Here is a 24,220-nt window from a genome sequence, read left to right as displayed (position 1 = left end):
GGAACAGTCACCACCCCATCTTAGGAACGCCGAAAGGCGGCCGCGCACCAGCGCGACCGCCTTTCGAACGGTGGACCTTAGCGGTACGACCCGAAGTCGAAGTCGTCCAGCGGCACAGCCTGCCCGCTGGCCGGCCCGAAGCCGTAGTCGGTCTCCGGGTATCCGGTCATCGAGTAGACCTTGGCCTTGGCCTCCTCGGTCGGCTCGACCCGGATGTTGCGGTACTTGCTGATGCCCGTACCGGCCGGGATGAGCTTACCGATGATCACGTTCTCCTTGAGGCCGACGAGCGAGTCGCTGCGCGAGTTGATCGCCGCGTCGGTCAGCACCCGGGTGGTCTCCTGGAAGGAGGCCGCCGAGAGCCAGGAGTCCGTGGCCAGCGAGGCCTTGGTGATACCCATCAGCACCGGGCGACCGGCGGCGGGCTCGCCACCCTCGCCCACGAGCCGGCGGTTCTCCGACTCGAAGAGCGCCCGGTCGACCAGCACGCCCGGCAGGAACTCGGCCGCGCCGGAGTCGATGACCGTCACCCGCTTGAGCATCTGGCGGATGATGATCTCGATGTGCTTGTCGTGGATGAGCACACCCTGCGAGCGGTAGACCTCCTGGACCTCGGAGGTCAGGTGGACCTGGACCGCCCGCGGACCCATGATCCGCAGAAGCTCGTGCGGGTCGATGGTGCCCTCGGTCAGCTTCTCGCCGACGCCGACGTGGTCGCCGTCGTGGGCGCGGAGCTTGACGCGCTTGGAGATCTTGTCGTAGACGATCTCCTCGCTGCCGTCGTCCGGCACCACGATGATCTTCCGCGAGCGCTCGCCGTCCTCGATGCGGATGCGTCCCGGGGTGTCGGCGATGGGCGCCTTGCCCTTGGGAACGCGGGCCTCGAAGATCTCCTGCACACGCGGCAGACCCTGGGTGATGTCCTCACCCGCGACACCACCGGTGTGGAAGGTACGCATCGTCAGCTGGGTACCCGGCTCACCGATGGACTGGGCGGCGATGATGCCGACCGCCTCACCGATGTCCACGCCCTTGCCGGTCGGCAGCGAACGGCCGTAGCAGGCCGCGCACACACCGAGCTTCGACTCACAGGTGAGCACCGAGCGGACCCGGACGTTCTCGACGCCGGCGGCGACCAGCTGGTCGACCAGGATCGAGTTGAGGTCCGCGCCCCGCGGGACGACCAGGTTGCCGTTGGCGTCCTTGATGTCGTCGGCCAGCGTCCGGGCGTGCACACCGGTCTCGGCGTGCACGTGCACGACCAGGGTGCCGTCGGCCTCGCGCTCGCCCACCTGCATCGGGATCGCGCGGTCGGTGCCGCAGTCCTCCTCGCGGATGATGACGTCCTGCGAGACGTCCACCAGACGACGGGTCAGGTAACCCGAGTCGGCGGTACGCAGCGCGGTGTCGGCCAGACCCTTACGGGCACCGTGCGTGGAGATGAAGTACTCCAGCACGGTCAGACCCTCGCGGTACGACGAGGTGATCGGCCGCGGGATGATCTCACCCTTGGGGTTGGCCACCAGGCCGCGGATCGCGGCGATCTGCCGGAGCTGCAGCAGGTTACCGCGGGCACCCGAGTTGATCATGACCCAGAGCGGGTTCTCGTGCGGCAGCGAGTTCTCCATCTCCTTGGAGATCTCGTTGGTCGCCTTCGTCCAGATCTCGATGAGCTCGCCGCGACGCTCCTCGGCGGTCATGAGACCCCGCTGGTACTGCTTGTCGATGCGGTCGGCCTCGACCTGGTAGCGCTGCAGGATCTCCGGCTTGCGCTCCGGGCCGATGACGTCGCCCATACCGATCGTCACACCCGACCAGGTGGCCCAGTGGAAGCCGGCCTCCTTGAGCGCGTCCAGGGTCGCCGCGAGGCTGACCTTGGGGAAGCGCTCGGCGAGGTCGTTGACGATCGCCGACAGCTGACCCTTGCGGATCTCGTAGTTCACGAAGCGGTAGCCCGGGGGCAGCGTCTCGTTGAAGATGACCCGGCCGAGCGTGGTCTCGACGAGCAGCGGCTCGCCCTCGGTCCAGCCCTCGGGGGCCTCCCACTTCTCGGCCTTGGCGCCGTTGTCGACACCGATGACCTCGTGGAGGCGGATCTTCACCGGCGCCTGCAGGTGCAGTTCGCCGTTGTCGAAGGCCATCCGCGCCTCGGCGTCCGAGCTGAACACCCGTCCCTCGCCCTTGGTGCCGGGCGTCTCGTGGGTCAGGTAGTACAGACCGATGACCATGTCCTGGGTCGGCATGGTGACCGGCTTGCCGTCGGCCGGCTTGAGGATGTTGTTCGACGAGAGCATCAGGATCCGGGCCTCGGCCTGCGCCTCGGCCGACAGCGGCACGTGCACCGCCATCTGGTCACCGTCGAAGTCGGCGTTGAACGCCGTACACACGAGCGGGTGGATCTGGATCGCCTTGCCCTCGACCAGCTGCGGCTCGAAGGCCTGGATGCCCAGGCGGTGCAGGGTCGGCGCACGGTTCAGCAGCACCGGGTGCTCGCTGATGACCTCTTCGAGGACGTCCCACACGACCGGCCGCTGACGCTCGACCATGCGCTTGGCCGACTTGATGTTCTGCGCGTGGTTCAGGTCGACCAGGCGCTTCATCACGAACGGCTTGAACAGCTCCAGCGCCATCTGCTTGGGCAGACCGCACTGGTGCAGCTTCAGGCGCGGGCCGACGACGATGACCGAACGGCCGGAGTAGTCGACGCGCTTGCCGAGCAGGTTCTGACGGAACCGGCCCTGCTTGCCCTTGAGCATGTCGGACAGCGACTTGAGCGGGCGGTTGCCCGGACCGGTGACCGGCCGGCCGCGGCGGCCGTTGTCGAACAGCGCGTCGACGGCCTCCTGCAGCATCCGCTTCTCGTTGTTGACGATGATCTCGGGCGCGCCGAGGTCGATCAGTCGCTTGAGGCGGTTGTTGCGGTTGATCACGCGGCGGTACAGGTCGTTCAGGTCGGACGTGGCGAAACGGCCACCGTCGAGCTGCACCATCGGGCGCAGATCCGGCGGGATGACCGGGACGCAGTCCAGCACCATGCCGAGCGGCGAGTTGCGCGTGTTCAGGAACGCGGCGACGACCTTGAGGCGCTTGAGCGCACGGATCTTGCGCTGGCCCTTACCGGTGCGAATGATCTCGCGCAGGTTCTCGGCCTCGGCGTCCAGGTCCATGTTCTGCAGCAGCGCCTTGATCGCCTCGGCGCCCATGCCACCGGTGAAGTACTCACCGAAGCGGTCCCGCAGCTCGCGGTAGAGCAGCTCGTCGGTGACCAGCTGCTTGGAGTCGAGCTTGCGGAAGGTGTCGAGCACCTCGTCGAGCCGGTCGATCTCGCGCTGCGCCTTGTCACGGATCTGGCGCATCTCGCGCTCGCCGGCCTCCTTGACCTTGCGGCGCACGTCGGCCTTGGCACCCTCGGCTTCGAGCTCCGAGAGGTCCTGCTCCAGCTTCGCTGCCCGCTTCTCGATCTCGGAGTCGCGGCTGTTCTCGGACTGGCGCTTCTCGGCGAAGATCTCGTTCTCGATGGTGGACAGGTCGCGGTGACGCGCCTCGGCGTCAACGCTCGTGACCACATACGAGGCGAAGTAAATGATCTTCTCGAGGTCCTTGGGCGCCAGGTCGAGCAGGTAGCCCAGCCGGCTCGGCACACCCTTGAAGTACCAGATGTGCGTGACCGACGCGGCCAGCTCGATGTGGCCCATGCGCTCACGGCGGACCTTGGACCGGGTCACCTCGACGCCGCAGCGCTCACAGATGATGCCCTTGAACCGGACCCGCTTGTACTTGCCGCAGTAGCACTCCCAGTCCCGCTGAGGACCGAAGATCTTCTCGCAGAAGAGTCCGTCCTTCTCGGGCTTGAGCGTGCGGTAGTTGATCGTCTCGGGCTTCTTGACCTCGCCGTGCGACCACTGCCGGATGTCGTCAGCGGTGGCCAGGCCGATGCGCAACTCGTCGAAGAAGTTGACGTCGAGCACTTGGTCTATCCCTCGTATTTCTTGCTCGAATGGGTTCCAGGCCGGCGGTGACGGCCCCGGGGCTCACACCCCGGGGCCGTTTCCGTCAGATCTCTTCGACGCTGCTGACGCCCTCGTTCGGGCGCCGTGACAGGTCGATACCGAGTTCCTCCGCGGCCCGGAAGACCTCGTCGTCCGTCTCGCGCATCTCGAGGGCAACACCGTCGCTGGAGAGCACCTCGACGTTCAGGCACAGCGACTGGAGCTCCTTGAGAAGCACCTTGAAGGACTCGGGGATTCCCGGCTCCGGGATGTTCTCGCCCTTGACGATGGCCTCGTAGACCTTCACGCGACCGAGGACGTCGTCGGACTTGATGGTGAGCAGTTCCTGCAGCGCGTAAGCGGCGCCGTAGGCCTGCATCGCCCAGCACTCCATCTCGCCGAACCGCTGGCCACCGAACTGCGCCTTACCACCCAGCGGCTGCTGCGTGATCATCGAGTACGGGCCGGTCGACCGAGCGTGAATCTTGTCGTCGACCAGGTGGTTCAGCTTGAGGATGTAGACGTACCCGACCGAGACCGGGTCCGGCAGCGGCTCGCCGGAGCGGCCGTCGAACAGCTGCGCCTTGCCGTCACCGTTGACCAGCCGCTTGCCGTCGCGGTTGACCAGCGTCGACTCGAGGAGGCCCTTGATCTCCTCCTCCTGCGCACCGTCGAAGACGGGGGTCGCGACGTTCGAGTCCTTGGGGGACTCGTGCGCCTCGATCGCGCGCAGCTGGCGCTTCCACTCGGCGTCGTCGCCCTCGACCTCCCAGCCGGTCTTGGCGATCCACCCGAGGTGGGTCTCCAGAACCTGGCCGATGTTCATACGCGAGGGCACACCGAGCGGGTTGAGCACGATGTCGACCGGGGTGCCGTCCTCAAGGAACGGCATGTCCTCGACCGGCAGGATCTTGGAGATGACGCCCTTGTTGCCGTGGCGGCCCGCGAGCTTGTCACCGTCCTGGATCTTGCGCTTCTGGGCGACGTAGACCCGGACCAGCTCGTTGACGCCCGGGGGCAGCTCGTCGCCGTCCTCGCGCGAGAACGTGCGGACGCCGATGACCGTGCCGGTCTCACCGTGCGGCACCTTCAGCGAGGTGTCCCGGACCTCCCGGGCCTTCTCACCGAAGATCGCGCGGAGCAGCCGCTCCTCGGGGGTCAGCTCGGTCTCGCCCTTGGGCGTGACCTTGCCGACCAGGATGTCGCCGGGCACGACCTCGGCACCGATCCGGATGATGCCGCGCTCGTCCAGGTCGGCGAGCATTTCCTCGCTGACGTTGGGGATGTCGCGGGTGATCTCTTCCGGGCCGAGCTTGGTGTCGCGGGCGTCGACCTCGTGCTCCTCGATGTGGATCGAGGTGAGGACGTCCTGCTGGACGAGGCGCTGCGACAGGATGATCGCGTCCTCGTAGTTGTGGCCCTCCCAGCACATGAACGCGACGAGCAGGTTGCGGCCGAGGGCCATCTCCCCCTCGTCGGTGCACGGGCCGTCGGCGATGACCTGGCCGGCCTCGACCCGGTCACCCTCGAACACGACCGGCTTCTGGTTGACGCAGGAGCCGGCGTTGGAGCGGCGGAACTTGTGCAGCAGGTACGTGCGGCGGTGGCCGTCGTCCTGGTGGACCGTCACGTAGTCGGCGCACAGGTCCTCGACGACGCCGCCGACCTCGGCGACGACCACGTCACCGGCGTCGACCGCGGCGCGGTACTCCATGCCCGTGCCGACCAGCGGCGACTCGGCCTTGACCAGCGGCACGGCCTGACGCTGCATGTTCGCGCCCATGAGGGCGCGGTTGGCGTCGTCGTGCTCGAGGAACGGGATCATCGCGGTCGCGACCGAGGTCATCTGACGCGGCGACACGTCCATGTAGTCGACCTCCGTGCCGGGCACGTAGTCGACCTCACCGCCCTTCCGGCGGACCAGGACGCGGTCGTCGGCGAAGGTGCCGTCGCTCTTCAGCGTGGCGTTCGCCTGCGCCTTGATGTAGCGGTCCTCCTCGTCAGCCGTAAGGTAGTGCACCTCGTCGGTGACGGTGCCCGCCTCGACCTTCCGGTACGGCGTCTCGATGAAGCCGAACGGGTTGACCCGGGCGAACGTGGAGAGCGCGCCGATCAGACCGATGTTCGGGCCTTCGGGCGTCTCGATCGGGCACATCCGGCCGTAGTGGGACGGGTGCACGTCGCGGACCTCGAAGCCGGCCCGCTCACGCGAGAGGCCACCGGGGCCGAGCGCGGACAGACGACGCCGGTGGGTCAGGCCCGCCAGCGGGTTCGTCTGGTCCATGAACTGCGACAGCTGCGACGTGCCGAAGAACTCCTTGATCGCCGCCACCACGGGACGGATGTTGATCAGGGTCTGCGGCGTGATCGCCTCGACGTCCTGGGTCGTCATGCGCTCGCGGACGACGCGCTCCATCCGGGACAGGCCGACGCGGACCTGGTTCTGGATGAGCTCGCCGACCGTGCGCAGGCGCCGGTTGCCGAAGTGGTCGATGTCGTCGGCCTCGTAGCCCTCCTCACCGGCGTGCAGCCGGCAGAGGTACTCGACGGTCTTGACGACGTCTTCCTCGGTGAGGGTGCCGCGGACGATCGGGACGTCGATGTCCAGCTTCTTGTTGAACTTGTAACGGCCGACCTTGGCGACGTCGTACCTCTTCGGGTTGAAGAAGAGGTTGTCGAGCAGGGTCTGCGCGTTCTCCCGGGTCGGGGGCTCGCCGGGGCGGAGCTTGCGGTAGATGTCGAGCAGGGCTTCGTCCTGCCCGGCGATGTGGTCCTTCTCCAGGGTGGTCATGAGCAGCTCGGACCACCCGAACCGCTCACGGATCTGGTCGGCCGACCAACCGATCGCCTTGAGCAGGACGGTGACGGCCTGCCGGCGCTTGCGGTCGATGCGGACGCCGACGGTGTCGCGCTTGTCGATGTCGAACTCGAGCCAGGCGCCCCGGCTCGGGATGACCTTGACGCTGGAGAGGTCACGGTCGGAGGTCTTGTCCGGCTCCTTGGTGAAGTACACGCCCGGCGAGCGGACGAGCTGGCTCACCACGACGCGCTCCGTGCCGTTGATGACGAACGTCCCCTTGGGGGTCATCATCGGGAAGTCACCCATGAACACGGTCTGGCTCTTGATCTCGCCAGTGGTGTTGTTGGTGAACTCCGCGGTCACGAACAGCGGCGCGCAGTAGGTCAGGTCCTTCTCCTTGCACTCCTCGATCGAGGCCTTGACCTCGTCGAATCGGGGAGACGAGAAGGACAGCGACATTGTGCCGGAGAAGTCCTCAATGGGACTGATCTCTTCGAGGATCTCTGCGAGGCCCGAGTGGGCGTGCGGGTCGTCCGTCGACCGGGCCTGCCAAGCCTCGTTCCCGACCAGCCAGTCGAAGGACTCCGTCTGGAGGGCGAGGAGGTTGGGGACCTCAAGTTGCTCGGTGATCCTGCCGAAAGAGACACGGCGGGGTGCGTAAGCGCTCGACGTACGGCTGGTCTTCGCAGGGCGGGAAGCTGCCAAGATGCGTCCTTCCGAGGACCGGTGCTGCTGATGCGGCTGCAGCTGCGGTATGCAACTGTCTGCGTGCACTCCAACGAGCCCCCAGGAATTCATCCGGATGGATGTCCAGGCAGGGCTCAAGACAGAAGGCAGCGCAAACTAGCAGTGTAGCCGCTCGGCTAACCGCTGTCCAGCCCACACCTGAGGGTGCCTGCGGAGCGTGTCCCCACAGCCTCTGACCTGCGCCTCATCGGGCCAGGGCCACCAGCGGGGCCGCTCGGAACGCGGCAACTCTCCCTCGGGTGCCTTGCCGCGGGACCTGATTGCCCACGGGTCGGCTGTCGCAAGCGCGGAAACTTGCTGTCATCAGCGTGCCTGTCAGGGGACACACAGTCAAGGGTTGCGACGTGGGTCAGCCCCTCGCCGTCGCCCGCCCGGCGCGCTGTAGCGACCATACTCCACGGCTTGCCCGATTGGGCCCGGTTTGTGCGTCGGGAGCCGGACAGCCGGCATCAGGCCCCTGACCAGCGACGACAGCGAAAACAGACGAATGGCGAGGACCCACACACGGGGTCCTCGCCATTCGCAAGAGAAAGCGGTGGAGCGTTAGATCACTTGAGGGTGACCTTGGCGCCTTCGCCCTCGAGCTTGGCCTTGGCGGCCTCGGCCTTCTCCTTGTTGACACCCTCGAGGATCGCCTTGGGGGCGGACTCGACGGCGTCCTTGGCCTCCTTGAGGCCCAGGCCGGTCAGCTCGCGCACGACCTTGATGACCTGGATCTTCTTGCCACCGTCACCCTCGAGGACAACGTCGAACGAGTCCTGCTCGACGGCAGCCTCGGCGGCACCGCCGGCGGCCGGGGCAGCGCCCGCGATCGCGACGGGGGCAGCCGCGGTGACCTCGAAGGTCTCCTCGAACTGCTTCACGAACTCCGACAGCTCGATCAGCGTCATCTCCTTGAACGCGTCGAGCAGCTCGTCGGTGCTGAGCTTCGCCATATCTGGCAACCTTTCCTAGCTTCTGATCAAAAAGTCTTGCTGGTTCGCGGTGGCTCAGGCCTCCGCGGGACCGTCCTTCTCGCGCTTCTCCTGAAGAGCGGCCGCGAGGCGTGCCACCTGCGAAAGCGGGGCCTGGAACAGACCGGCCGCCTTGGTCAGGTTGCCCTTCATGGCGCCGGCCAGCTTGGCCAGCAGAACCTCACGCGACTCGAGGTCAGCGATCTTGTTGACGTCAGCCGCCGTGATCGCCTTGCCCTCGAAAACACCGCCCTTGATGACCAGGACGGGGTTGGCCTTGGCGAAGGCCCGAAGACCCTTGGCTGCCTCGACCGGGTCGCCGCTGATGAAAGCGAGCGCGGTAGGACCGGTGAACAGCGTGTCGAGGCCCTCGATGCCCGCGTCGGTAGCCGCGCGCTTCGCCAGGGTGTTCTTCGACACCGCGTACTTGGTGTCGCTGCCCAGCGAACGGCGCAGCTCGGTGAGCTGCTTGACCGTGAGACCGCGGTACTCGGTCAGCACGGTGGCCGACGAGTTACGGAAATCGTCGGTGAGCTCGGCAACGGCGCTGGCCTTGTCGGCCCGGACCGGCTTGTCCGCCATGTCCCTCCTCTCTCAGTGCTCGAACCACTGGTCGAACTCGAAGGAGGGGTGGAACGAGAAACGCCCCGGCGCAGGGCGCACGGGGCGGAGCAGGCACATTCGGCTTTCGCCGCAGCCCGATCACGAACCGTTCTCCCCTGCGCGGGCCGCCCGCATTCGCGGAACCTTCGACCGGAGCATCTGTGTCAGAAGACAAGAGCCACGGCGACCAGCGGTCTATGGGTGGAACTTCGACAACGAACTGTACGCGACACATCCGGCACCGCCAAATCGGCCCCGGTCAGGAACGGGTGCGGCGGAAGTGGGCGTAGAGCGTGAAAGATACGGCGGACCACAGGGTGGCCCAGGTGACGAGCAGGACCAGAGTGGCCGCGGGCGGGGCCTTGACGTCGTTCAGGGCCCGCGCGGTGGCCATGACGGGTGGGACCAGCCACGGGGTGATCGAGCCCTGCAGGCCCAGCACGACCACCAGGACGGCCGCGGTGACCAGGACGGCGACGCCGTTGCGGACGCCCCGGGTCACGGCCCGGCTGGCCAGGGCGCCGACGGCCACAGCGGGCGGAACGGCCAGCAGGTGAGCCAGGACGCCGAGCGCGGTGCCGGAGCCGACGGCCTTGGTGGTGTCGATGCCGTGGAACAGCCAGGGGGTGACCATGGCCAGGGTGCAGACGACCAGAGCGAGCAGGGCCGCCGCCAGCAGGCCCGCGGCGGCCTCGGAACGGGGGCCGACGGCGACGCGGGCCAGGCGGCGCTGCACGTCGGGCTCGGTGTCCAGCAGAAGCTTGGTCTGCCAGGCCAGCACGGGGAAGAGCGCGGCGGCCGAATAGCCGTAGGCCACCGCGGCCGGTGAGGCTCCGCCGCCGTAGATGACGCCCAGCACGACCAGGACGGCGATCGCGGGCGGAAGGATGCGGCCGCCGCGCAGGAAGCCGGCCAGACGCATCCGGATCAGGGCGCTCACCGGCCCGCCTCGCGGACGCCCAGGACGGCGTGGCCCTGGGCCCGCAGCCGGACCACCGCCTCGTCGGCGTCGGCCCGGCGGACGGCCACCTCGATGACGACCTCGTCGCGGGCCGGGGCAGGTGGCGGTGGGGCCGGCGCGAGCGTGGCGTCGGCGACCTGCCAGTGGATCGCGCCGGGGATGCGGGCCGTCTCGCCGCGGTGGTCGCTGAGCAGGACCATGCCACCGGCGGCGGTCACCTCGGCCACGATGCCCGGGATCAGGGTGCGGGCGACGGCGTCGAGGCCCTCCCACGGCTCGTCGAGGATGAGCAGGCCGGGGCGGGCGATCAGGGCCTGGGCGAGGCCGACCTTCTGGGCGGTGCCCTTCGAGAGGTCGCTCAGACGGGTGCCGGTGTGGTCGGCGAGCAACAACCGCTCGATCCACTCGTCGGCCTGGCTCGGGTCGTGGCCGCGCACGAGGGCCATGCGGTGCAGGTAGTCGCCCGCGGTGAACGGCTGGTCGGCCGGGAAACGCTCGGGCACCCAGCCCACGACGGGCGGACGGTCACGCACGGCGCCGCGGGACGGCCGCAGGACCCCGGCGGCGAGCTGCAGGAGGGTGGACTTGCCGGCGCCGTTGCGACCCAGCACGACGACCGTCTGGCCGGGCTCGACCGAAGCGTCGACGGCCTGCAGCGTCCAGTCGGCGCGACGACCGTATCGGAACCAGAGCCCCTCGAAACGCACGACGGAACTTTGCCACAGAAAAGCCCCCGGGGATGTCCCCGGGGGCTTCCGTGTTCAGCGATCAGGCCTCGGCGTTGGTCAGGCCCTTGACCACGTTCGGGTCGACCGGCACGCCGGGGCCCATGGTGGTGGTGACGGTGACCTTCTTGAGGTACTTGCCCTTGGCGGCGGACGGCTTGGCCCGCAGGACCTCGTCGAGAACCGCGGCGTAGTTGTCGGTCAGCTGCTCGGCCGTGAACGACGCCTTGCCGATGATCAGGTGCAGGTTCGAGTGCTTGTCGACCCGGAAGGTGATCTTGCCGCCCTTGATCTCGTTGACGGCCTTGGTCACGTCCATGGTGACGGTGCCGGTCTTCGGGTTGGGCATGAGACCACGCGGGCCGAGGATGCGGGCGATACGACCGATCTTGGCCATCTGGTCGGGGGTCGCGATCGCCGCGTCGAAGTCGAGCCAGCCACCCTGGATGCGGGCGACGAGCTCGTCGGTGCCGACCTCGTCGGCGCCGGCCGCGACGGCCTCCTCGGCCTTCGCGCCCTGGGCGAAGACGATCACGCGGGCGGTCTTGCCGGTGCCGTGGGGCAGGTTGACCGTGCCGCGGACCATCTGGTCGGCCTTACGCGGGTCGACGCCCAGGCGCATGGCGACCTCGACGGTCGCGTCGAACTTGGTGGGGCTGGTCTCCTTGGCGAGCTTGATCGCGTCGGCCGGCTCGTAGAGCTTGTTCTGGTCGATCTGCTCGGCGCCCTTGCGGTAGCCCTTGCTGCGCTGCATGTTCACTTACTCCTGTGGTAGATGGCGGGCCCCCACGGATTCGAGGGCCCTCCCACTGACTTGCTCTTGCTTGTCAGATCTTGGCGACCTGGTTGAAGTTGAGCTCCACCGGCGTCTCACGGCCGAAGATGGAGACCAGAACCTTCAACTTCTGCTGGTCGGCATTGATTTCGCTGATCGAGGCGGGCAGCGAGGCGAACGCGCCGTCGGTGACCGTGACCGAGTCGCCGACCTCGAAGTCGAGGACCTTGACCTCGGGCTTGGCCTTCTTCTCCTCCTGCTCGACGGCCGGCGCCAGCCACTTCAGCACCTCGTCGAGCGAGAGCGGGGCCGGGCGGTCGACGCGGTCGGTCGCACCCACGAAGCCGGTGACGCCGGGCGTGTTGCGCACGCAGGAGTACGACTCGGGGCTCAGGTCCATGCGGACCAGGATGTAGCCCGGGAAGACCTTGTTGTTGACCTGGACGCGCTTGCCGCCCTTGACCTCGACCTCTTCACGGGTCGGGACCTCGACCTGGAAGATGAAATCCTCCATGTCGAGGCTGGTGATGCGGGTCTCGAGGTTGGTCTTGACCTTGTTCTCGTAACCCGCGTAGGAGTGCACGACGTACCAGTCGCCCGGGGCGTAGCGCAGCTTCTGCCGCAGCTCCTGCACCGGGTCGTAGTCTTCGTCGTCTTCCGCGGCCGGCGCGGCGACCGGCTCGGCGGCCTCCGCCTCGGGCGCCTCCGGCTCAGCGGCCTCGACCGACTCGTCGGTGTCCGCCGTGGCCACCGACGACTGCTCGTCGACGGCCTGCGCGGTCTCGTCGTCGTACTCAGGCACGCTCGCTCACTTCCAACTAAGTCTTCTCAAACGGCGGGGTCAGCCGCCGAACGCCCAGAGGATGGCCTTGCCCAGGCCGAGGTCCAGCAGGCCGACGATGGTGGTCATGACCGCCACGAACACGATCACGATCGTCGTGTAGGTCAGGAGCTCCTTGCGCGTGGGCCAGATGACCTTACGCAGCTCGCTGACGACCTCACGGAAGAAACCACCGATACGTCCGAAGAAGCCCGTCCGGCGAACTTCCTTCTTCGGCTTGGCCGAACGCTCGGCGACGGCGGTGCCGCCCCGGCCTACCGGCTCGGCGTCGTCGTCGGGCTGGTCCTTGTCGTCCTCGACGGCGTCGTCGAACACCTCGTCGTCGGCAGGGTCGCCGGCGTCACCGGGTCGGTTCCTGTCGGCCATGGCGCCCTACTTCCGTCATCGGTGGTGGGGGTCCCCTGTCGGCGCTCGCCACGGGCGCGGAGGTCGTGCGGACCGCGCACCGGGCGGGCACGTCTAGGAGGATTGCGCAGGGGTGACAGGACTTGAACCTGCAGCCTGCGGTTTTGGAGACCGCTGCTCTGCCAATTGAGCTACACCCCTTCGCGAGGCAGCTGAAAACCCCGATCCAGGCAGGCTGGTTCGGGGGTTCATTGCCCCACGGCGCACCAGTGTACGGGTTCACATCGGGTTCGCCCAACCCGGGCTCGCCCTGGGCCGTGTCTAGCGCTTCCGGATCGTCGCCTGGGCCATCGAGAGCACCTTCTCGCCCTGGCAGGTGGCGGTCAGCGCGAGCTTGGTGTGGCCCTCGTCGGTGGTGCCCTTCACCGTGGCGGTGACGACCACCTCGGTGCCCTCGTCGGTGTCGGGAACCGGCACCGGACGGGAGAACCGTACGCTGTATTCCACGACCGAATCGGGGGCGCCGGCCCAGGTGGTGACGGCCCGGCCGACCAGGGCCATGGTGAACATGCCGTGCGCGATGACGCCGGGCAGCCCGACGCTCTTCGCGACGCGGTCGCTCCAGTGGATCGTGTTGAAGTCACCTGAGGCGCCCGCGTAGCGCACCAGGTCGGCCCGGGTGATCCGGAAGGTCTGCGGCTCCAGCGTGTCACTCATCAGTGGTCCTCTCCCCGCTGCACGAGCTTGGACCAGACGGTGACCACGGGCTCGCCGTCGGCGGTGGTGACCTCGGTGCGGGTGGTCAGGAAGTCGTGCCCGCCGCGCGAGGTGATCTCGTCGACCGAGTTGACGCAGACCAGCGCATCGCCGGCCACGACCGGGCGGGTGTAGGCGAACTTCTGGTCGCCGTGCACGACGCGGCTGTAGTCGAGGCCCAGCGCCGGGTCGTCGATGATCTGCCGGCTGGACGTCATCGTGATCACGACCGGGAACGTGGGCGGCGCGACGACGTCGGCGTAACCGATCGCCCGCGCGGCCTCGGGGTCGTGATATTCGGCGTCGGTGGCGCCGATGGCGCGGGCGAACTCGCGGATCTTCTCGCGGCCGACCAGATAGGGCTCGGTGGGCGGCCAGCTGCGGCCGATGAAGGACGGGTCCAGGGGCATACCCAAGAACTTACTTCCTCGTCACGGCCCGGCCGAAACGACCGAGGACAGGCCGGAACGACACTGCGCCGCCCGGTCCAGGACCGAACGGCGCAGGGTGAAGAAAAAGGAAGATCAGCGGGTCTCGCGGTGCAGGGTGTGCTTGCCGTCGCGCGGGCAGAACTTCTTCAGCTCGATCCGGTCCGGGTCGTTACGCCGGTTCTTCCGGGTGATGTAGTTCCGCTCCTTGCACTCCGTACAAGCCAAAGTGATCTTCGGACGGACGTCGGTCGCCTTGGCCACGACGGGTTGCCTTCCTGCTAACGGGGTTGAACGACGCTCCAGACTACTTCGACTGGGCGCCGACATGCAAAGTGGGACCCCGGGTGGGATCCCTATTGCAAAGTAGCGGTGGCCGGACTTGAACCGGCGACACAGCGATTATGAGCCGCTTGCTCTGCCATCTGAGCTACACCGCCAGAGCCAGGCTCAAGTCCATCGCCTGTGGCGGGAACGAACCCGGTAGAGCCCCCTTACGGAATCGAACCGTAGACCTTCTCCTTACCATGGAGACGCTCTGCCGACTGAGCTAAGGGGGCCTGCGCGCGTTCTCTCGATTGCGGCGCGAGGGAAAGCTTACACGGCCTCCGACCGGGGGTGAAATCGACTCCCCCAAACCCGTGTCTTCGCAGGTCAGATTACTGCGCGGAGCCTGCGGACCTCGCCCGCGTCGGTGGTCGCCGGCTCGGTCTGGGCGCTGAACCAGGCCTCCAGGCGCTCGTACGGCAGGGGGCGGCTGAACAGATAACCCTGGCCGATCTCGCAGCCCATCTCTTCCAGCAGGTCGAGGGTGAGCTCGCTCTCGACGCCCTCGGCGACCACGGTGAGGCCGAACTCCCGGGCCAGGCTGATCACCGCCCGCACGATCGCGAGGTCGCCGGTGTCGGTCGCCATCCCCTGCACGAAGCTGTCGTCGATCTTCACCTCGTGCACCGGCCACTGCCGCAGATAGGACAGCGACGAGGCGCCGGTGCCGAAGTCGTCGACGCTGAGCCGCACCCCGAGGTCGCGCAGGCGATAGAGGGTGGGCAGCACCCGCTCGATGTCGCCCAGCATGCCGGGCTCGGAGATCTCGAACGTGACCTGGGCCGCGGCCACGCCGTACTGCTCGAGCAGCGAGGCCACCTGGTCGGGGAAGCGGGAGTCGAGCAGGGTGCGTACCGACAGGTTGACCGCGATCGAGAGCGGGCGTTCCTGGTCGGCCCACTCGCGGCAGCGGCGCAGGCCCTCGGTGAGCACCACCTCGGTGAGGCGGGACAGCTGGCCGGTGTGCTCGGCGACGGCGATGAAGTCTTCCGGCGCCACCTCGCCCTGGGCCGGGTGCTGCCAGCGGGCCAGGCATTCCACGCCGACCAGGTGGCGGTCGGTGAGCGTGACCTTGGGCTGGAAGTAGACGTCGAGGGCGCCGCTGTCGAGCGCCGTGCGCAGGTCGGCCGCGATGCCCAGACGGCGTACGGCCCGGGACTCGAGCGCGGGGTGGAAGAGCTGGACGCCGTACGGGAGGACCTTGGCCGCGTTGGCCGCCAGCTCGGCCCGCTGCAGCAGCGTCTCGGGGTCACCGCCGTGATCGGGGTAGACCGCCACGCCCACCGCGGTGTCGACGTCGAGAGTGAGGCTGCCGACCGTCATCGGGCCGCGCAGCTGCTCGCGCATGTCGGTGGCCAGCTGGACCGTGGCGTCGGTGCTCTCGGCGCGCAGCGTGACCACGAACTCGTCGCCGCCGATGCGGCCCACCAGGGCGCCCGGGCCGGCGATGCCGCGCAGACGGCCGGCCACCTCGGCCAGCAGCTTGTCGCCGGCGGCGTGACCCATCGACTCGTTGACGTCGCGCTGGCCGTCGACGTCGAACAGCAGAACCGCGACGACCTCGTCCTCGGCACGCACCTTGACCGACTCGGCGAGCGCGTCGGTGATGCGGCGGCGGTTGGGCAGCGCGGTCAGGCGGTCGTGGTAGGCGTCGTAGAGCAGGCGGTCGACCAGGCGGCCGTTCTCGACGGCGGCCGCGGCGTGGGCGGCGATCGTCTCGAGCACCTGGATGTCGGCGACCCGGAAGGAGCGGGTGTCGCCGAGCCGGTTGACCACCTCGAGAGTGCCGATCGTGGTCTGCCCGGAGCGCAGGGGGACGATCAGGATGTCTTTGATCTTCGCGGCGCGCAGCGGCTTCCTCTGCTCCTGCGTGTCGGCGAAGCTCGGGCCCACGGCCAGCGTGCCGCCGCTCGTGACCGCCTGCTCCCGCACCGAGGCCGGGGTCGGTGAGAGATCGAGCAGGCCCTGGTTCTCCACCCGGGCGGTGAGCAGCACCTCGGGGTGGCGGCCCTGGGGGGCGAGCCAGAGGGTCGCGTATTCCGAGCGCATCAGGGCCTGCACCCGGCCGAGCAGCACGTCGGGCAGACCGGAGTCGGCGCCCACCTCGCGCACGGCCTTGGTCAGCTCGTAGACCTCGGCCAGGGTGCGGTGCTGCCGGAAGAACTCGGCGAACGACCGCAGCATCAGGATCAGGGCGGCGACGAGAACGGCCAGCAGGACGGCGGACCAGCTGGTGGCCTCGAGCGCGACCAGGAAGACCAGGCCGATGACGACGTTGATGCTCGCGAAGATCAGGGCCGAGACGCCGCTGCGGAGCACCTCCTGCCCGGCCTTGAAGCCCTGCACCACGCTCATCACGCCGGCCAGGCTGGAGATGTCGGCCACGGTGTAGACCAGCAGGGCGGCGGCGAGGATCAGCCAGGCGCGCGGGTCGTCACCGCCGTACCTCGGGAAGGCGGCGATGACCAGGGAGGCCAGGGTGATGCTGGCGGCGCTCTTGGCGACGTTGAACCAGAGCTTGGACGGCGTGATGACGGCCGACCGGATGACCTGGGTGACCATGGTGGCGAGCGCGACGACGCAGATCACCATCGGGGGCGGCAGATAGAACAGAATCAGGACGAAGGGGACCTCGACCAGGACGATGCTGTAGGTGCTGCGCCGGATGACGACGTTGAAGACGCCGACGTAGACGAGGCAGACGCCGAGGAACGCGATCAGGCCGAACGCCCAGTCGGCATACCAGCGGTGGTCAGCCACCCAGAAGACGGCGAAACAGATGAGCGTGAAGACGGCCAGCGGGCCGGTGATGAGCCAGGCGTACTGGGCGGAGCGCGGCCGCACCTCTCGACGCTGGGCCATCCCGCTCCTCGTTGGTCAATGACGCCGGTTGAATCGTCAGTCAGCCGGCGATGAAACCTAGTCCCACTCGACGCCGATGTTTGTCGTCTGGGCAGGACCCGAGTTGGCCGTGCGCGCGGCTGCTGCGTTGGCACCGTCGGCGCTGTTCGCAGTTGCCGCTGCCACGCCCCCGAAAACGGCGGCGAGCACGAAAACCAAGCCGGCGAAACGGCCCAGCTTCCTCGCGATCATGTTTGTCTCCTGCGATTTTTACGCGTTCCGGTGGGGGTTCCATGATGGTGCCACACGCGGTGTGCGACTGGCAGTGTCCGACGCCGGGTCGAAACCGCACATGAGGAAATCCTGACCGAACGGTTGAGTTACGACCCCCACGGTTACGCGCAGAATTGACGACTTTACGTCCGAAATATTGGGAGAAGTGAGGGCAATTCGCATGTCCGGCGTCAGGCGATCTTGACGTCAGGCAGCCCTGACGCCATGCTCTCCCGCCGTGACGACCTCACCGGACGATCTCGAGCGACAGCACACCCTGTCGACCGCTACAACGCGCTACGACGAGTTGAGGATGCGTGACGCGCTGGCCGCGGTGGCCGGGGAACACGGCATGCCCCTCACCCAGGCCGAGGCGCTCGAGATGCTGGCGTTGAGCGAGGTCGTGACCCGCAAGGCCGGATATGGCCGCCAGTCGATGGTGCGGGCGGCCCGGGACGCCGGCGCCTCGTGGACCCAGATCGGGGCGGCGCTGGGCACCACCAAGCAGTCGGCGTGGGAGGCCTACAACCGCTGGGCCGAGGAGCAGGCCCGCGCCTAGGCGGTCGCGGCGGGGAGTTCGGTCGCGCTGTACTGCGACCACGAGCCGGGATAGAGGCGGCCCGGGGCGAAACCGGCACGTTCCAGGGCGAGCAGGTTGTGGCAGGCGGTGACGCCCGAGCCGCAGTAGGACACGACGTCGGCGCCGTCGGTCACGCCGGCCGCCACGAAACGCTGCCGCAGGATCTCGGCGGGAAGGAAACGACCGTCGGCGGTGACGTTGTCGCGGCACGAGACGTTGCGGGCGCCGGGAATGTGGCCGGGCCGCGGGTCGATCGGCTCGGTCTCGCCGCGGAAACGCTCGGGCTGGCGCGCGTCGAGCACCACGAACTCACCCGAGGTGGCGTCGGTCAGACCGGCCAGGCGTTCGGCGGGCCACGGGCGTACGGGGAAAACCGCGCGGGGCCGGCCGGGTGCGTCGGTTTCGCGTTCCTTCCCGTACGCATCCAGCCCGCCGTCCAGCAGCGCGGCCTCGAGCCCCAGGGCCCTCAGCATCCACACGAGCCGGGCGGCCATCACGCCCCCGGCGTCGTCGTAGGCGATCACGGTGTCGTCCGCGCCGATGCCCAGCGCGGACATCCGCTCGGCGAAGTGGGCGGGATCGGGCAGCGGGTGGCGCCCGTCGGCCGGGGTCGGCGGGGCGGCCAGATCGGCGTCGAGGTCGACGAAGACCGCGCCCGGCAGGTGGCCCCGCGCGTACGCGTCGGCGCCCCGGCGCCCGTCGAGGTAGGCCCGCACGTCGGCGAGGATCACCCGGTCGTGGTTGTCGCGGACCCATTCGGCACTGACGACCGGCTCGATCACCCTCGGCGCTCCCTAACGGTTGACGGGTCTCCGGCGCCCGCGCGGCCGGAACCGGACCAGGGCGGTCCCGGCCATCGCCACCGCGATCACGGTGATCATGACGGTGACGACCGGGGCGTTGATGCTCGTGGCGATGACGACCAGCCCGAGCGCGGTGCCGAAGAGGAAGTGGTAGAAGCCGGCGTCCCGCACGTTACGGAAGGCCCGGGCGGTCGGCTCCGGCGCCCGGCCGGTCAGCAGAATGACCAGGCCGAACACCGCGAGAACCGCTCCGGCCACCCCGCCGGCCAGCATGGTCCACGAACTGGTGCTCATGGCCTCAGTCTGCGGCCATGAGCGGCGGGATCAGCGGTAATTCGTGAACTGGAGGGCGACGCCGAAGTCTTCGGCCTTGAGCAGGGCGATCACGGCCTGCAGGTCGTCCCGCTTCTTGCCGGTGACCCGCAGCTGGTCGCCCTGGATCTGGGCCTGGACGCCCTTGGGGCCCTCGTCGCGGATCTTCTTGCTGATCGCCTTGGCCTTGTCGGTCTCGATGCCCTCGATGACCTTGCAGTCGATCTTGTAGGTCTTGCCGGACTGCCGGGGCTCCCCCGCCTCGAGCGACTTCAGCGAGATGTTGCGCTTGACGAGCTTCTCCTTGAAGACGTCGAGGGCGGCGCTGGCCCTCTCCTCGGTCTCGGAGGTGATGGTGATGCCGGCGTCGCCCGACTTGGCGACGGTGGTGCCCGTGCCCCGGAAGTCGAACCGGGTGCCGAGCTCCTTTTCCGCCTGGTGGAACGCGTTGTCGACCTCCTGCTGGTCGACCTTGCTCACGATGTCGAAGGACGGGCTGGCTGCCATGATCAGGACTCCTGCGATGCGGGCTTCGTCGATGAAGGCGGGGCCCGGGAACCGGGCGCCGACATGCCGACCGTACCCGGTTGCGAATCCGCACCGCGGTACGGCTAAGCTGTTCTCCGCTGCCACGGGAGACCGTGGTGGTGTGCCCAGGCGGGTTGCCCGAGCGGCCAATGGGAGCGGACTGTAAATCCGTCGCGAAAGCTTCGAAGGTTCGAATCCTTCACCCGCCACAGGCAGACAGGAAGCCCCCGACTCCGGTCGGGGGCTTTCTTCGTTTAAATGTCTTCCCATGACGCTGCCGGAAAGCCATGAGCTGACCACCGCCGACGGGCGACTTCTCCGCTATTGCCTCTATGGGCCGGTGGACGGGACGCCGGCGATCTTTCACAGCGGGTCGCCGAGCTGCCGGTGGAAGCGGCCCGACCTGATCGCGACGATGGAACGCAGCAAGCTCCGCCTGCTCGTGTACGACCGGCCCGGGTACGGCGGGTCGAGCCGGCAGCCCGGGCGGACGGTGGCCGATGCCGCGTCGGACGTCCGCGAGCTCGCCGACGCGTACGGATGGGAAAGGTTCGGGATCTTCGGCGGCTCGGGTGGCGGGCCGCACGCGTTGGCCTGCGCGGCGCTGCTCGGCGATCGGGTGACCCGGTGCGCGGTGCTCTCCGGGATCAAGCCGCGGGACGGGGTCAGCGAGGAGTCCGTGGTGCGGTCGCGGATCGCCGAGAACACGGCCCACGTCATGGCGGCGGTCGATGCGGGCGGGCCGGAGATGGTCGGGCAGGCGGGGCCGCCCGCGAAGGACGACCCGGACGCGATGGCCCGGCTGCGGGCGACCTTCGTCGAGAGCCACGACGGCTGGGCCGACGACACGCTCGCCTTCGGGCGGCCGTGGGGCTTCGACGTCCGGACGATCGGGGTGCCGGTCGGGGTCTGGCGGGGGACGAACGACACCGCGGTGCCCGGTGCGGAGCCGGAGTGGCTGCTGGCGAACATTCCGGGCGCGGCCGGACACGTCTATGACGGCGGGCATCTGCCGGGACAGGACGTCTACGGCGAGATCTACGACTGGCTGTCGTCCAGCCAACTCACAGCCACGCGGGGATGAAACAGCAGGTTGGCGACGTTCCATGGATGCGTGGTCCTACCGGATCACCGATCTAAGGAGTCCCTGTTGCACAGCCATCACAACGGCCTCAAGACGGCCGCTCTGCTGGGTCTGCTGACCGCCATCATCCTGGGCGCCGGCTATTGGCTCGGCGGCAGTGGCGGTCTGGTCTTCGCGGTTCTCATCTCGCTGGCCATGAACGCCGGCACCTATTTCTTCTCCGACAAGCTGGCGCTGCGGGCGATGCGCGCGCAGCCGGGCAGCGAGGCGCAGTTCCCCGAGCTCCATCAGATGGTGCGCGAGCTCTCCTCGGCCGCGCGGCAGCCGATGCCCCGGCTCTACGTCTCCCCCACGATGCAGCCCAACGCGTTCGCGACGGGTCGTAACCCGCAGCACGCGGCGGTCGCCGTCACCGAGGGGATCGTCCGGCTGCTCAGCCCGCGCGAGCTGCGGGCCGTGATCGGTCACGAGCTGTCGCACGTGTACAACCGCGACATTCTGATCTCGAGCGTGGCCGGCGCGCTGGCCGGCATCATCACGATGCTGGCCCAGCTGGCGATCTTCCTGCCGCTCGGCGGGTCGGACGACGAGGACAACCCCAACCCGGCCGCCCTGCTGCTCATGCTGATCCTCGGACCACTGGCCGCGAGCGTCATCCAGCTGGCGATCAGCCGCAACCGCGAGTTCCAGGCCGACGCGGACGGCGCCGAGCTGACCCGTGACCCGCTGGCCCTGGCGAGCGCCCTCGAGAAGATCCACTACGGCGCGCAGCGGCTGCCGTTGCCGGCCGACAACCGGCTCACCAGCGCCGCGCACCTGATGATCGCCAACCCGTTCCGGGGCGGCGGCCTCGCGAAGCTGTTCTCCACCCACCCGCCGATGGAGGAGCGCGTCGCCCGCCTGCGCCAGCAGGCCGGCGCCATCCAGTACGCCCGCTGACCCCACTGAAGTACGAAAGGGCCGCCCGGTTCGGGCGGCCCTTTGCTGTGAGCACCCCTGTGTTTCCCGACACCACTCCGCATATTGCGGATGTGTTTCGAGCGGCCCCGGCGTTAGGGTCCGAAGGCCGTAACGGTCGTTACGCATCGAGCGAAGGAGGACGGGAAAGTGACCGCGTTGCGTCAGTACCTCAGCGTTTGGCAGTTGCCGGGCGGGCGGGTTCTCCTCAGCGTAGGGATCTTGGCCCGCCTCGGGATCGGCATGACCCCGCTGGCCCTGCTGCTGCTCGTGCAGCAGGCGACCGGCAGCTACGCCGCGGCCGGCCTGGCCGGTGGCGTCTACGCGCTCGCGGGCGCCGCGCTCAGCCCGGTCGCGGGCCGGCTGGCCGACCGCATCGGCCCCTCCCCGATCCTCACCGCCACCGCCGTGCTGCACCCGCTCGCGCTGGTGACGCTGGTGCTGACCAGCCGGGGCGGCGCCGGCGTGCTGCCCTGGATCTTCGTGATCGCGGCCGTGGCCGGCGCGACCTACCCGCCGCTCACCGCCGCCATCCGGCGCGCGTGGACGGACATGACCGAACCCGGCGGCGGGCAGCATCACCTGCGCGGGGCGGCCATCGCGGCCGAGACCTCGCTGTTCGAGCTGGTCTTCGTGCTGGGCCCGATGCTGGTGGCGGCCTTCGTGGTGGTCACCAGCCCGGGTGCGGCGCTGCTGGGCGCGGCGGCGGCCACGTTCGCGGGCACACTGTGGATCTCGCGGCTGCCGGTCATGCGGCAGCACCACCGGCACGAGGCGGACGACACGGCCCGCGGGCTGGGCCCGCTCAAGGTGTCGGGCTTCCCCGCCCTGCTGGTCTGCGTGATCGCGCTGGGCATCGGGTTCGGGGCGGCCGGGGTGATCGTCCCGGCCTACGCGAGCCAGCACGGCGGCGGGGACGGCCTGGGCGGCGTACTGCTGGGAATCTGGGGTGTCGGCAGCGCGATCGGCGGCATCTGGTTCGGCACCCGGCGACCCGCGATGGAGCTGCCCCGGCAGTTCGCGTGGCTGCTGGGCGCGGTCTCCCTGAGCTTCCTGGTGCTGGCCTTCATGCCGAGCCCGGTCTGGCTGGGCACGGCCCTGGTGCTGGGCGGCGCGGTGATCGCCCCCGCGCTGACCGTGGAGACCAACCTGGTGGGCCGTCTGGCGCCGCCCGCGATGCTGAACGAGGCCTACACCTGGGTCGTGACCGTCTCGGTGGCCGGCAGCGCCGCCGGCGGCGCGGTGGCGGGCGCGATCGTCGACCAGCCGGGCGGGCTCGGCTGGGCCTTCGCCTTCGCGGCGGTCGTGCTGATGGTGGCCGCGCTGGTGGCGGCCGTGCCGCACGGATCGATCGCCCGCGCCGACCGCCGGGCCACCGCCCGCCTGCAGGAGGCCCTGGGCGGCTAGACCCCTTTCACGAGGGTGAGGGCCTGGAAGCGGATGCCGGCCCGGTCGTCGTAGACGTGGAAGTCGAGGATCTCGAAGGCCTCGGCGGCATGGGCCAGCAGCTGGCGGTCGGAGCGGAACGAGAAGAAGCGCGGGGGGACGTGCTGGTCCTCGCCGGCCACGCCCTCCTCCTGGTCGCCGCCGAAGACGCCCAGATAGAAGAGGCCGCCGGGAACCAGCACGGCGCGGATGGCCCGTAAGGCGGCGTCCAGGTCGGTGTTCGGCACGTGCAGGAGCGTGTTCAGCGAATAGACCGAGTCGAACGACCCCTCGGGCAGACCGAGGGCGACCACATCGCGTACGAAGGCCCGGATGCCCTTGGCCCGGGTCTTCTCGACCATGGCGGGCGACAGGTCGACGGCGGTGACGTCCAGGTCCTCGGACTGGAAATAGGCGCTGTCCTGGCCGGTACCCGAGCCGACCTCGAGCAGGGTGCGGGCGCCGGCCACCCGCAGGCGGTCGAGGAACGCGGCCCGCTCGTCCACTTTCCAGCTCGACTTGGGACTGGCGTCGCGCCGGGCGGCGGCGTCCGCGCCGTACGAGGCACGGTTCCGCTCGATCACCGCGTCGTACCCCGTCGGGCCGGCGTTCTCGAGGCGCAGTCTCATGGTTTCTCCCCCTGCCGATCGCTCCTGCCGCTCGGATAGCCTGACCCCATCGACGGGGGTGCGTAAAGGAGCGTCCGATGGCGAAACAGGTCCGGGCCGACATCGAGACGATGCGGGCCGCCGACGCAGATCGGCAGAAGGTCGCCGACCAGCTGAAGACGGCGCTCGACGAGGGCCGTCTCACGCTCCACGAGTACGACGAGCGGGTCGGGCTGGCGTATTCGTCGAAGACCTACCAGGAGCTGCTGATGCTCCTCACCGACCTGCCCCGCCCGGGTCTGAGCGCGAGCGAGGTGCGCGCCCGGCACGACGCCGAGCGCCGTCGCGCGGCCCGGAGGCTGCCCACGGCGATGCTCGTGCTGTGGACCATCTGGGCGTCGCTGACCGTGGTCAACCTGGTCGTCTTCGCGCTCGTGGTGGCCGGTGCGAACGACGACATCTACCCGTGGCCGGTGTGGATGCTCGTGCCCGGGGCGGCGCTGGCGGCGGTGACCGTGGGTGTGCAGGTCATCCGCCACCAGCAGCAGCACTAGCGGCG

General features: G+C 68.9%; 22 protein-coding genes, 4 tRNA genes and 2 pseudogenes. 6 read left to right on the top strand and 22 right to left on the bottom strand.

Annotated elements, in window-relative coordinates; translation table 11 throughout:
• Window positions 1-77: 77 nt before the first annotated feature.
• The 17 genes from JIG36_RS26715 to JIG36_RS26635 form a co-directional block, all read right to left on the bottom strand.
• Window positions 78-3,968, bottom strand: a complete 3,891-nt coding sequence (locus JIG36_RS26715; RefSeq protein WP_203379152.1) for a DNA-directed RNA polymerase subunit beta' — start codon at window positions 3,966-3,968, stop codon at window positions 78-80.
• An 85-nt stretch (window positions 3,969-4,053) separates the two neighbouring features.
• Window positions 4,054-7,494 carry a DNA-directed RNA polymerase subunit beta gene (gene rpoB / locus JIG36_RS26710; RefSeq protein ID WP_203379151.1) on the bottom strand — a complete coding sequence of 1,147 codons (3,441 nt, stop codon included), beginning with the start codon at window positions 7,492-7,494 and terminating at the stop codon, window positions 4,054-4,056.
• Between the two features lie 590 nt (window positions 7,495-8,084).
• Window positions 8,085-8,471, bottom strand: coding sequence for a 50S ribosomal protein L7/L12 (gene rplL / locus JIG36_RS26705; RefSeq protein WP_203379150.1), 387 nt, complete (start codon window positions 8,469-8,471; stop codon window positions 8,085-8,087).
• Between the two features lie 54 nt (window positions 8,472-8,525).
• Complete coding sequence (rplJ, locus tag JIG36_RS26700) at window positions 8,526-9,071, bottom strand: 50S ribosomal protein L10 (RefSeq protein WP_203379149.1); 546 nt, start codon at window positions 9,069-9,071, stop codon at window positions 8,526-8,528.
• A 280-nt stretch (window positions 9,072-9,351) separates the two neighbouring features.
• Complete coding sequence (locus JIG36_RS26695; protein WP_203379148.1) at window positions 9,352-10,032, bottom strand: hypothetical protein; 681 nt, start codon at window positions 10,030-10,032, stop codon at window positions 9,352-9,354.
• Window positions 10,029-10,760 carry an ATP-binding cassette domain-containing protein gene (locus JIG36_RS26690; protein WP_203379147.1) on the bottom strand — a complete coding sequence of 244 codons (732 nt, stop codon included), beginning with the start codon at window positions 10,758-10,760 and terminating at the stop codon, window positions 10,029-10,031. The genes JIG36_RS26695 and JIG36_RS26690 overlap by 4 nt, the downstream gene beginning before the upstream one ends.
• A 61-nt stretch (window positions 10,761-10,821) precedes the next feature.
• Window positions 10,822-11,532: a 50S ribosomal protein L1 gene (rplA, locus tag JIG36_RS26685; protein ID WP_203379146.1), complete on the bottom strand. Its 711-nt coding sequence runs from the start codon at window positions 11,530-11,532 to the stop codon at window positions 10,822-10,824.
• A 73-nt stretch (window positions 11,533-11,605) separates the two neighbouring features.
• A complete protein-coding gene (nusG, locus tag JIG36_RS26680) occupies window positions 11,606-12,355 on the bottom strand; it encodes a transcription termination/antitermination protein NusG (protein ID WP_203379145.1) in 750 nt (249 codons plus the stop codon).
• A 39-nt stretch (window positions 12,356-12,394) separates the two neighbouring features.
• Window positions 12,395-12,760 carry a preprotein translocase subunit SecE gene (secE, locus tag JIG36_RS26675; RefSeq protein ID WP_203379144.1) on the bottom strand — a complete coding sequence of 122 codons (366 nt, stop codon included), beginning with the start codon at window positions 12,758-12,760 and terminating at the stop codon, window positions 12,395-12,397.
• A 107-nt stretch (window positions 12,761-12,867) separates the two neighbouring features.
• Window positions 12,868-12,940 (bottom strand) — tRNA-Trp (locus tag JIG36_RS26670).
• A gap of 120 nt (window positions 12,941-13,060) precedes the next feature.
• On the bottom strand, window positions 13,061-13,456 hold the full coding sequence (locus JIG36_RS26665; RefSeq protein ID WP_203379143.1) for a MaoC family dehydratase: 396 nt from the start codon (window positions 13,454-13,456) through the stop codon (window positions 13,061-13,063).
• Window positions 13,456-13,905 carry a MaoC family dehydratase N-terminal domain-containing protein gene (locus tag JIG36_RS26660; protein ID WP_203379142.1) on the bottom strand — a complete coding sequence of 150 codons (450 nt, stop codon included), beginning with the start codon at window positions 13,903-13,905 and terminating at the stop codon, window positions 13,456-13,458. The genes JIG36_RS26665 and JIG36_RS26660 overlap by 1 nt, the downstream gene beginning before the upstream one ends.
• Window positions 13,906-14,019: 114 nt before the next feature.
• Window positions 14,020-14,187 carry a 50S ribosomal protein L33 gene (gene rpmG / locus JIG36_RS53400; protein WP_067495822.1) on the bottom strand — a complete coding sequence of 56 codons (168 nt, stop codon included), beginning with the start codon at window positions 14,185-14,187 and terminating at the stop codon, window positions 14,020-14,022.
• Between the two features lie 103 nt (window positions 14,188-14,290).
• Window positions 14,291-14,363: transfer RNA gene (locus JIG36_RS26650), tRNA-Met, on the bottom strand.
• A 47-nt stretch (window positions 14,364-14,410) separates the two neighbouring features.
• Window positions 14,411-14,483 (bottom strand) — tRNA-Thr (locus JIG36_RS26645).
• Window positions 14,484-14,577: 94 nt separating this feature from the next.
• A complete protein-coding gene (locus JIG36_RS26640) occupies window positions 14,578-17,112 on the bottom strand; it encodes a putative bifunctional diguanylate cyclase/phosphodiesterase (RefSeq protein WP_203379141.1) in 2,535 nt (844 codons plus the stop codon).
• A 57-nt stretch (window positions 17,113-17,169) separates the two neighbouring features.
• Window positions 17,170-17,343, bottom strand: a complete 174-nt coding sequence (locus tag JIG36_RS26635) for a hypothetical protein (protein ID WP_203379140.1) — start codon at window positions 17,341-17,343, stop codon at window positions 17,170-17,172.
• 259 nt (window positions 17,344-17,602) lie between these two features.
• Between JIG36_RS26635 and JIG36_RS26630 the strand changes: the two genes are divergently transcribed.
• Complete coding sequence (locus JIG36_RS26630) at window positions 17,603-17,923, top strand: hypothetical protein (protein ID WP_203379139.1); 321 nt, start codon at window positions 17,603-17,605, stop codon at window positions 17,921-17,923.
• Here the strand turns inward: JIG36_RS26630 and JIG36_RS54815 are convergent.
• The 4 genes and pseudogenes from JIG36_RS54815 to JIG36_RS26615 form a co-directional block, all read right to left on the bottom strand.
• Window positions 17,920-18,246 (bottom strand): annotated as a pseudogene (locus JIG36_RS54815) (sulfurtransferase); the annotation flags it as partial. The gene JIG36_RS26630 and the pseudogene JIG36_RS54815 overlap by 4 nt on opposite strands.
• Window positions 18,247-18,414: 168 nt before the next feature.
• Window positions 18,415-18,660 (bottom strand): annotated as a pseudogene (locus tag JIG36_RS54810) (sulfurtransferase); the annotation flags it as partial.
• A 78-nt stretch (window positions 18,661-18,738) separates the two neighbouring features.
• The gene (locus JIG36_RS26620; RefSeq protein WP_203379137.1) at window positions 18,739-19,041 is read right to left on the bottom strand and encodes a hypothetical protein; all 303 of its coding nucleotides are present in this window, start codon (window positions 19,039-19,041) and stop codon (window positions 18,739-18,741) included.
• 30 nt (window positions 19,042-19,071) lie between these two features.
• The gene (locus JIG36_RS26615; RefSeq protein WP_203379136.1) at window positions 19,072-19,566 is read right to left on the bottom strand and encodes a YajQ family cyclic di-GMP-binding protein; all 495 of its coding nucleotides are present in this window, start codon (window positions 19,564-19,566) and stop codon (window positions 19,072-19,074) included.
• 149 nt (window positions 19,567-19,715) lie between these two features.
• Here JIG36_RS26615 and JIG36_RS26610 point away from each other — a divergent pair.
• The 4 genes from JIG36_RS26610 (at window position 19,716) to JIG36_RS26595 (ending at window position 23,035) form a co-directional block, all read left to right on the top strand.
• Window positions 19,716-19,796 (top strand) — tRNA-Tyr (locus JIG36_RS26610).
• 59 nt (window positions 19,797-19,855) lie between these two features.
• Window positions 19,856-20,671, top strand: a complete 816-nt coding sequence (locus JIG36_RS26605) for an alpha/beta fold hydrolase (RefSeq protein ID WP_203379135.1) — start codon at window positions 19,856-19,858, stop codon at window positions 20,669-20,671.
• A 66-nt stretch (window positions 20,672-20,737) separates the two neighbouring features.
• Complete coding sequence (htpX, locus tag JIG36_RS26600) at window positions 20,738-21,610, top strand: zinc metalloprotease HtpX (protein WP_203379134.1); 873 nt, start codon at window positions 20,738-20,740, stop codon at window positions 21,608-21,610.
• 168 nt (window positions 21,611-21,778) lie between these two features.
• Window positions 21,779-23,035, top strand: coding sequence for an MFS transporter (locus JIG36_RS26595; protein ID WP_203379133.1), 1,257 nt, complete (start codon window positions 21,779-21,781; stop codon window positions 23,033-23,035).
• On the opposite strand, the gene JIG36_RS26590 is transcribed toward JIG36_RS26595, so the two are convergent.
• Window positions 23,032-23,682, bottom strand: coding sequence for a class I SAM-dependent methyltransferase (locus JIG36_RS26590; protein ID WP_203379132.1), 651 nt, complete (start codon window positions 23,680-23,682; stop codon window positions 23,032-23,034). The genes JIG36_RS26595 and JIG36_RS26590 overlap by 4 nt on opposite strands.
• A gap of 77 nt (window positions 23,683-23,759) precedes the next feature.
• On the opposite strand from JIG36_RS26590, the gene JIG36_RS26585 reads away from it, so the two are divergent.
• A complete protein-coding gene (locus tag JIG36_RS26585; protein ID WP_203379131.1) occupies window positions 23,760-24,215 on the top strand; it encodes a DUF1707 SHOCT-like domain-containing protein in 456 nt (151 codons plus the stop codon).
• The last annotated feature ends 5 nt before the right edge of the window (window positions 24,216-24,220 follow it).

The sequence above is a fragment of the Paractinoplanes ovalisporus genome, from assembly GCF_016834655.1.
GTDB classification, from domain to species: domain Bacteria; phylum Actinomycetota; class Actinomycetes; order Mycobacteriales; family Micromonosporaceae; genus Actinoplanes; species Actinoplanes ovalisporus.
Note: the sequence above shows the minus strand (reverse complement) of the source record. Positions and strands in the feature narration are given on the sequence as shown.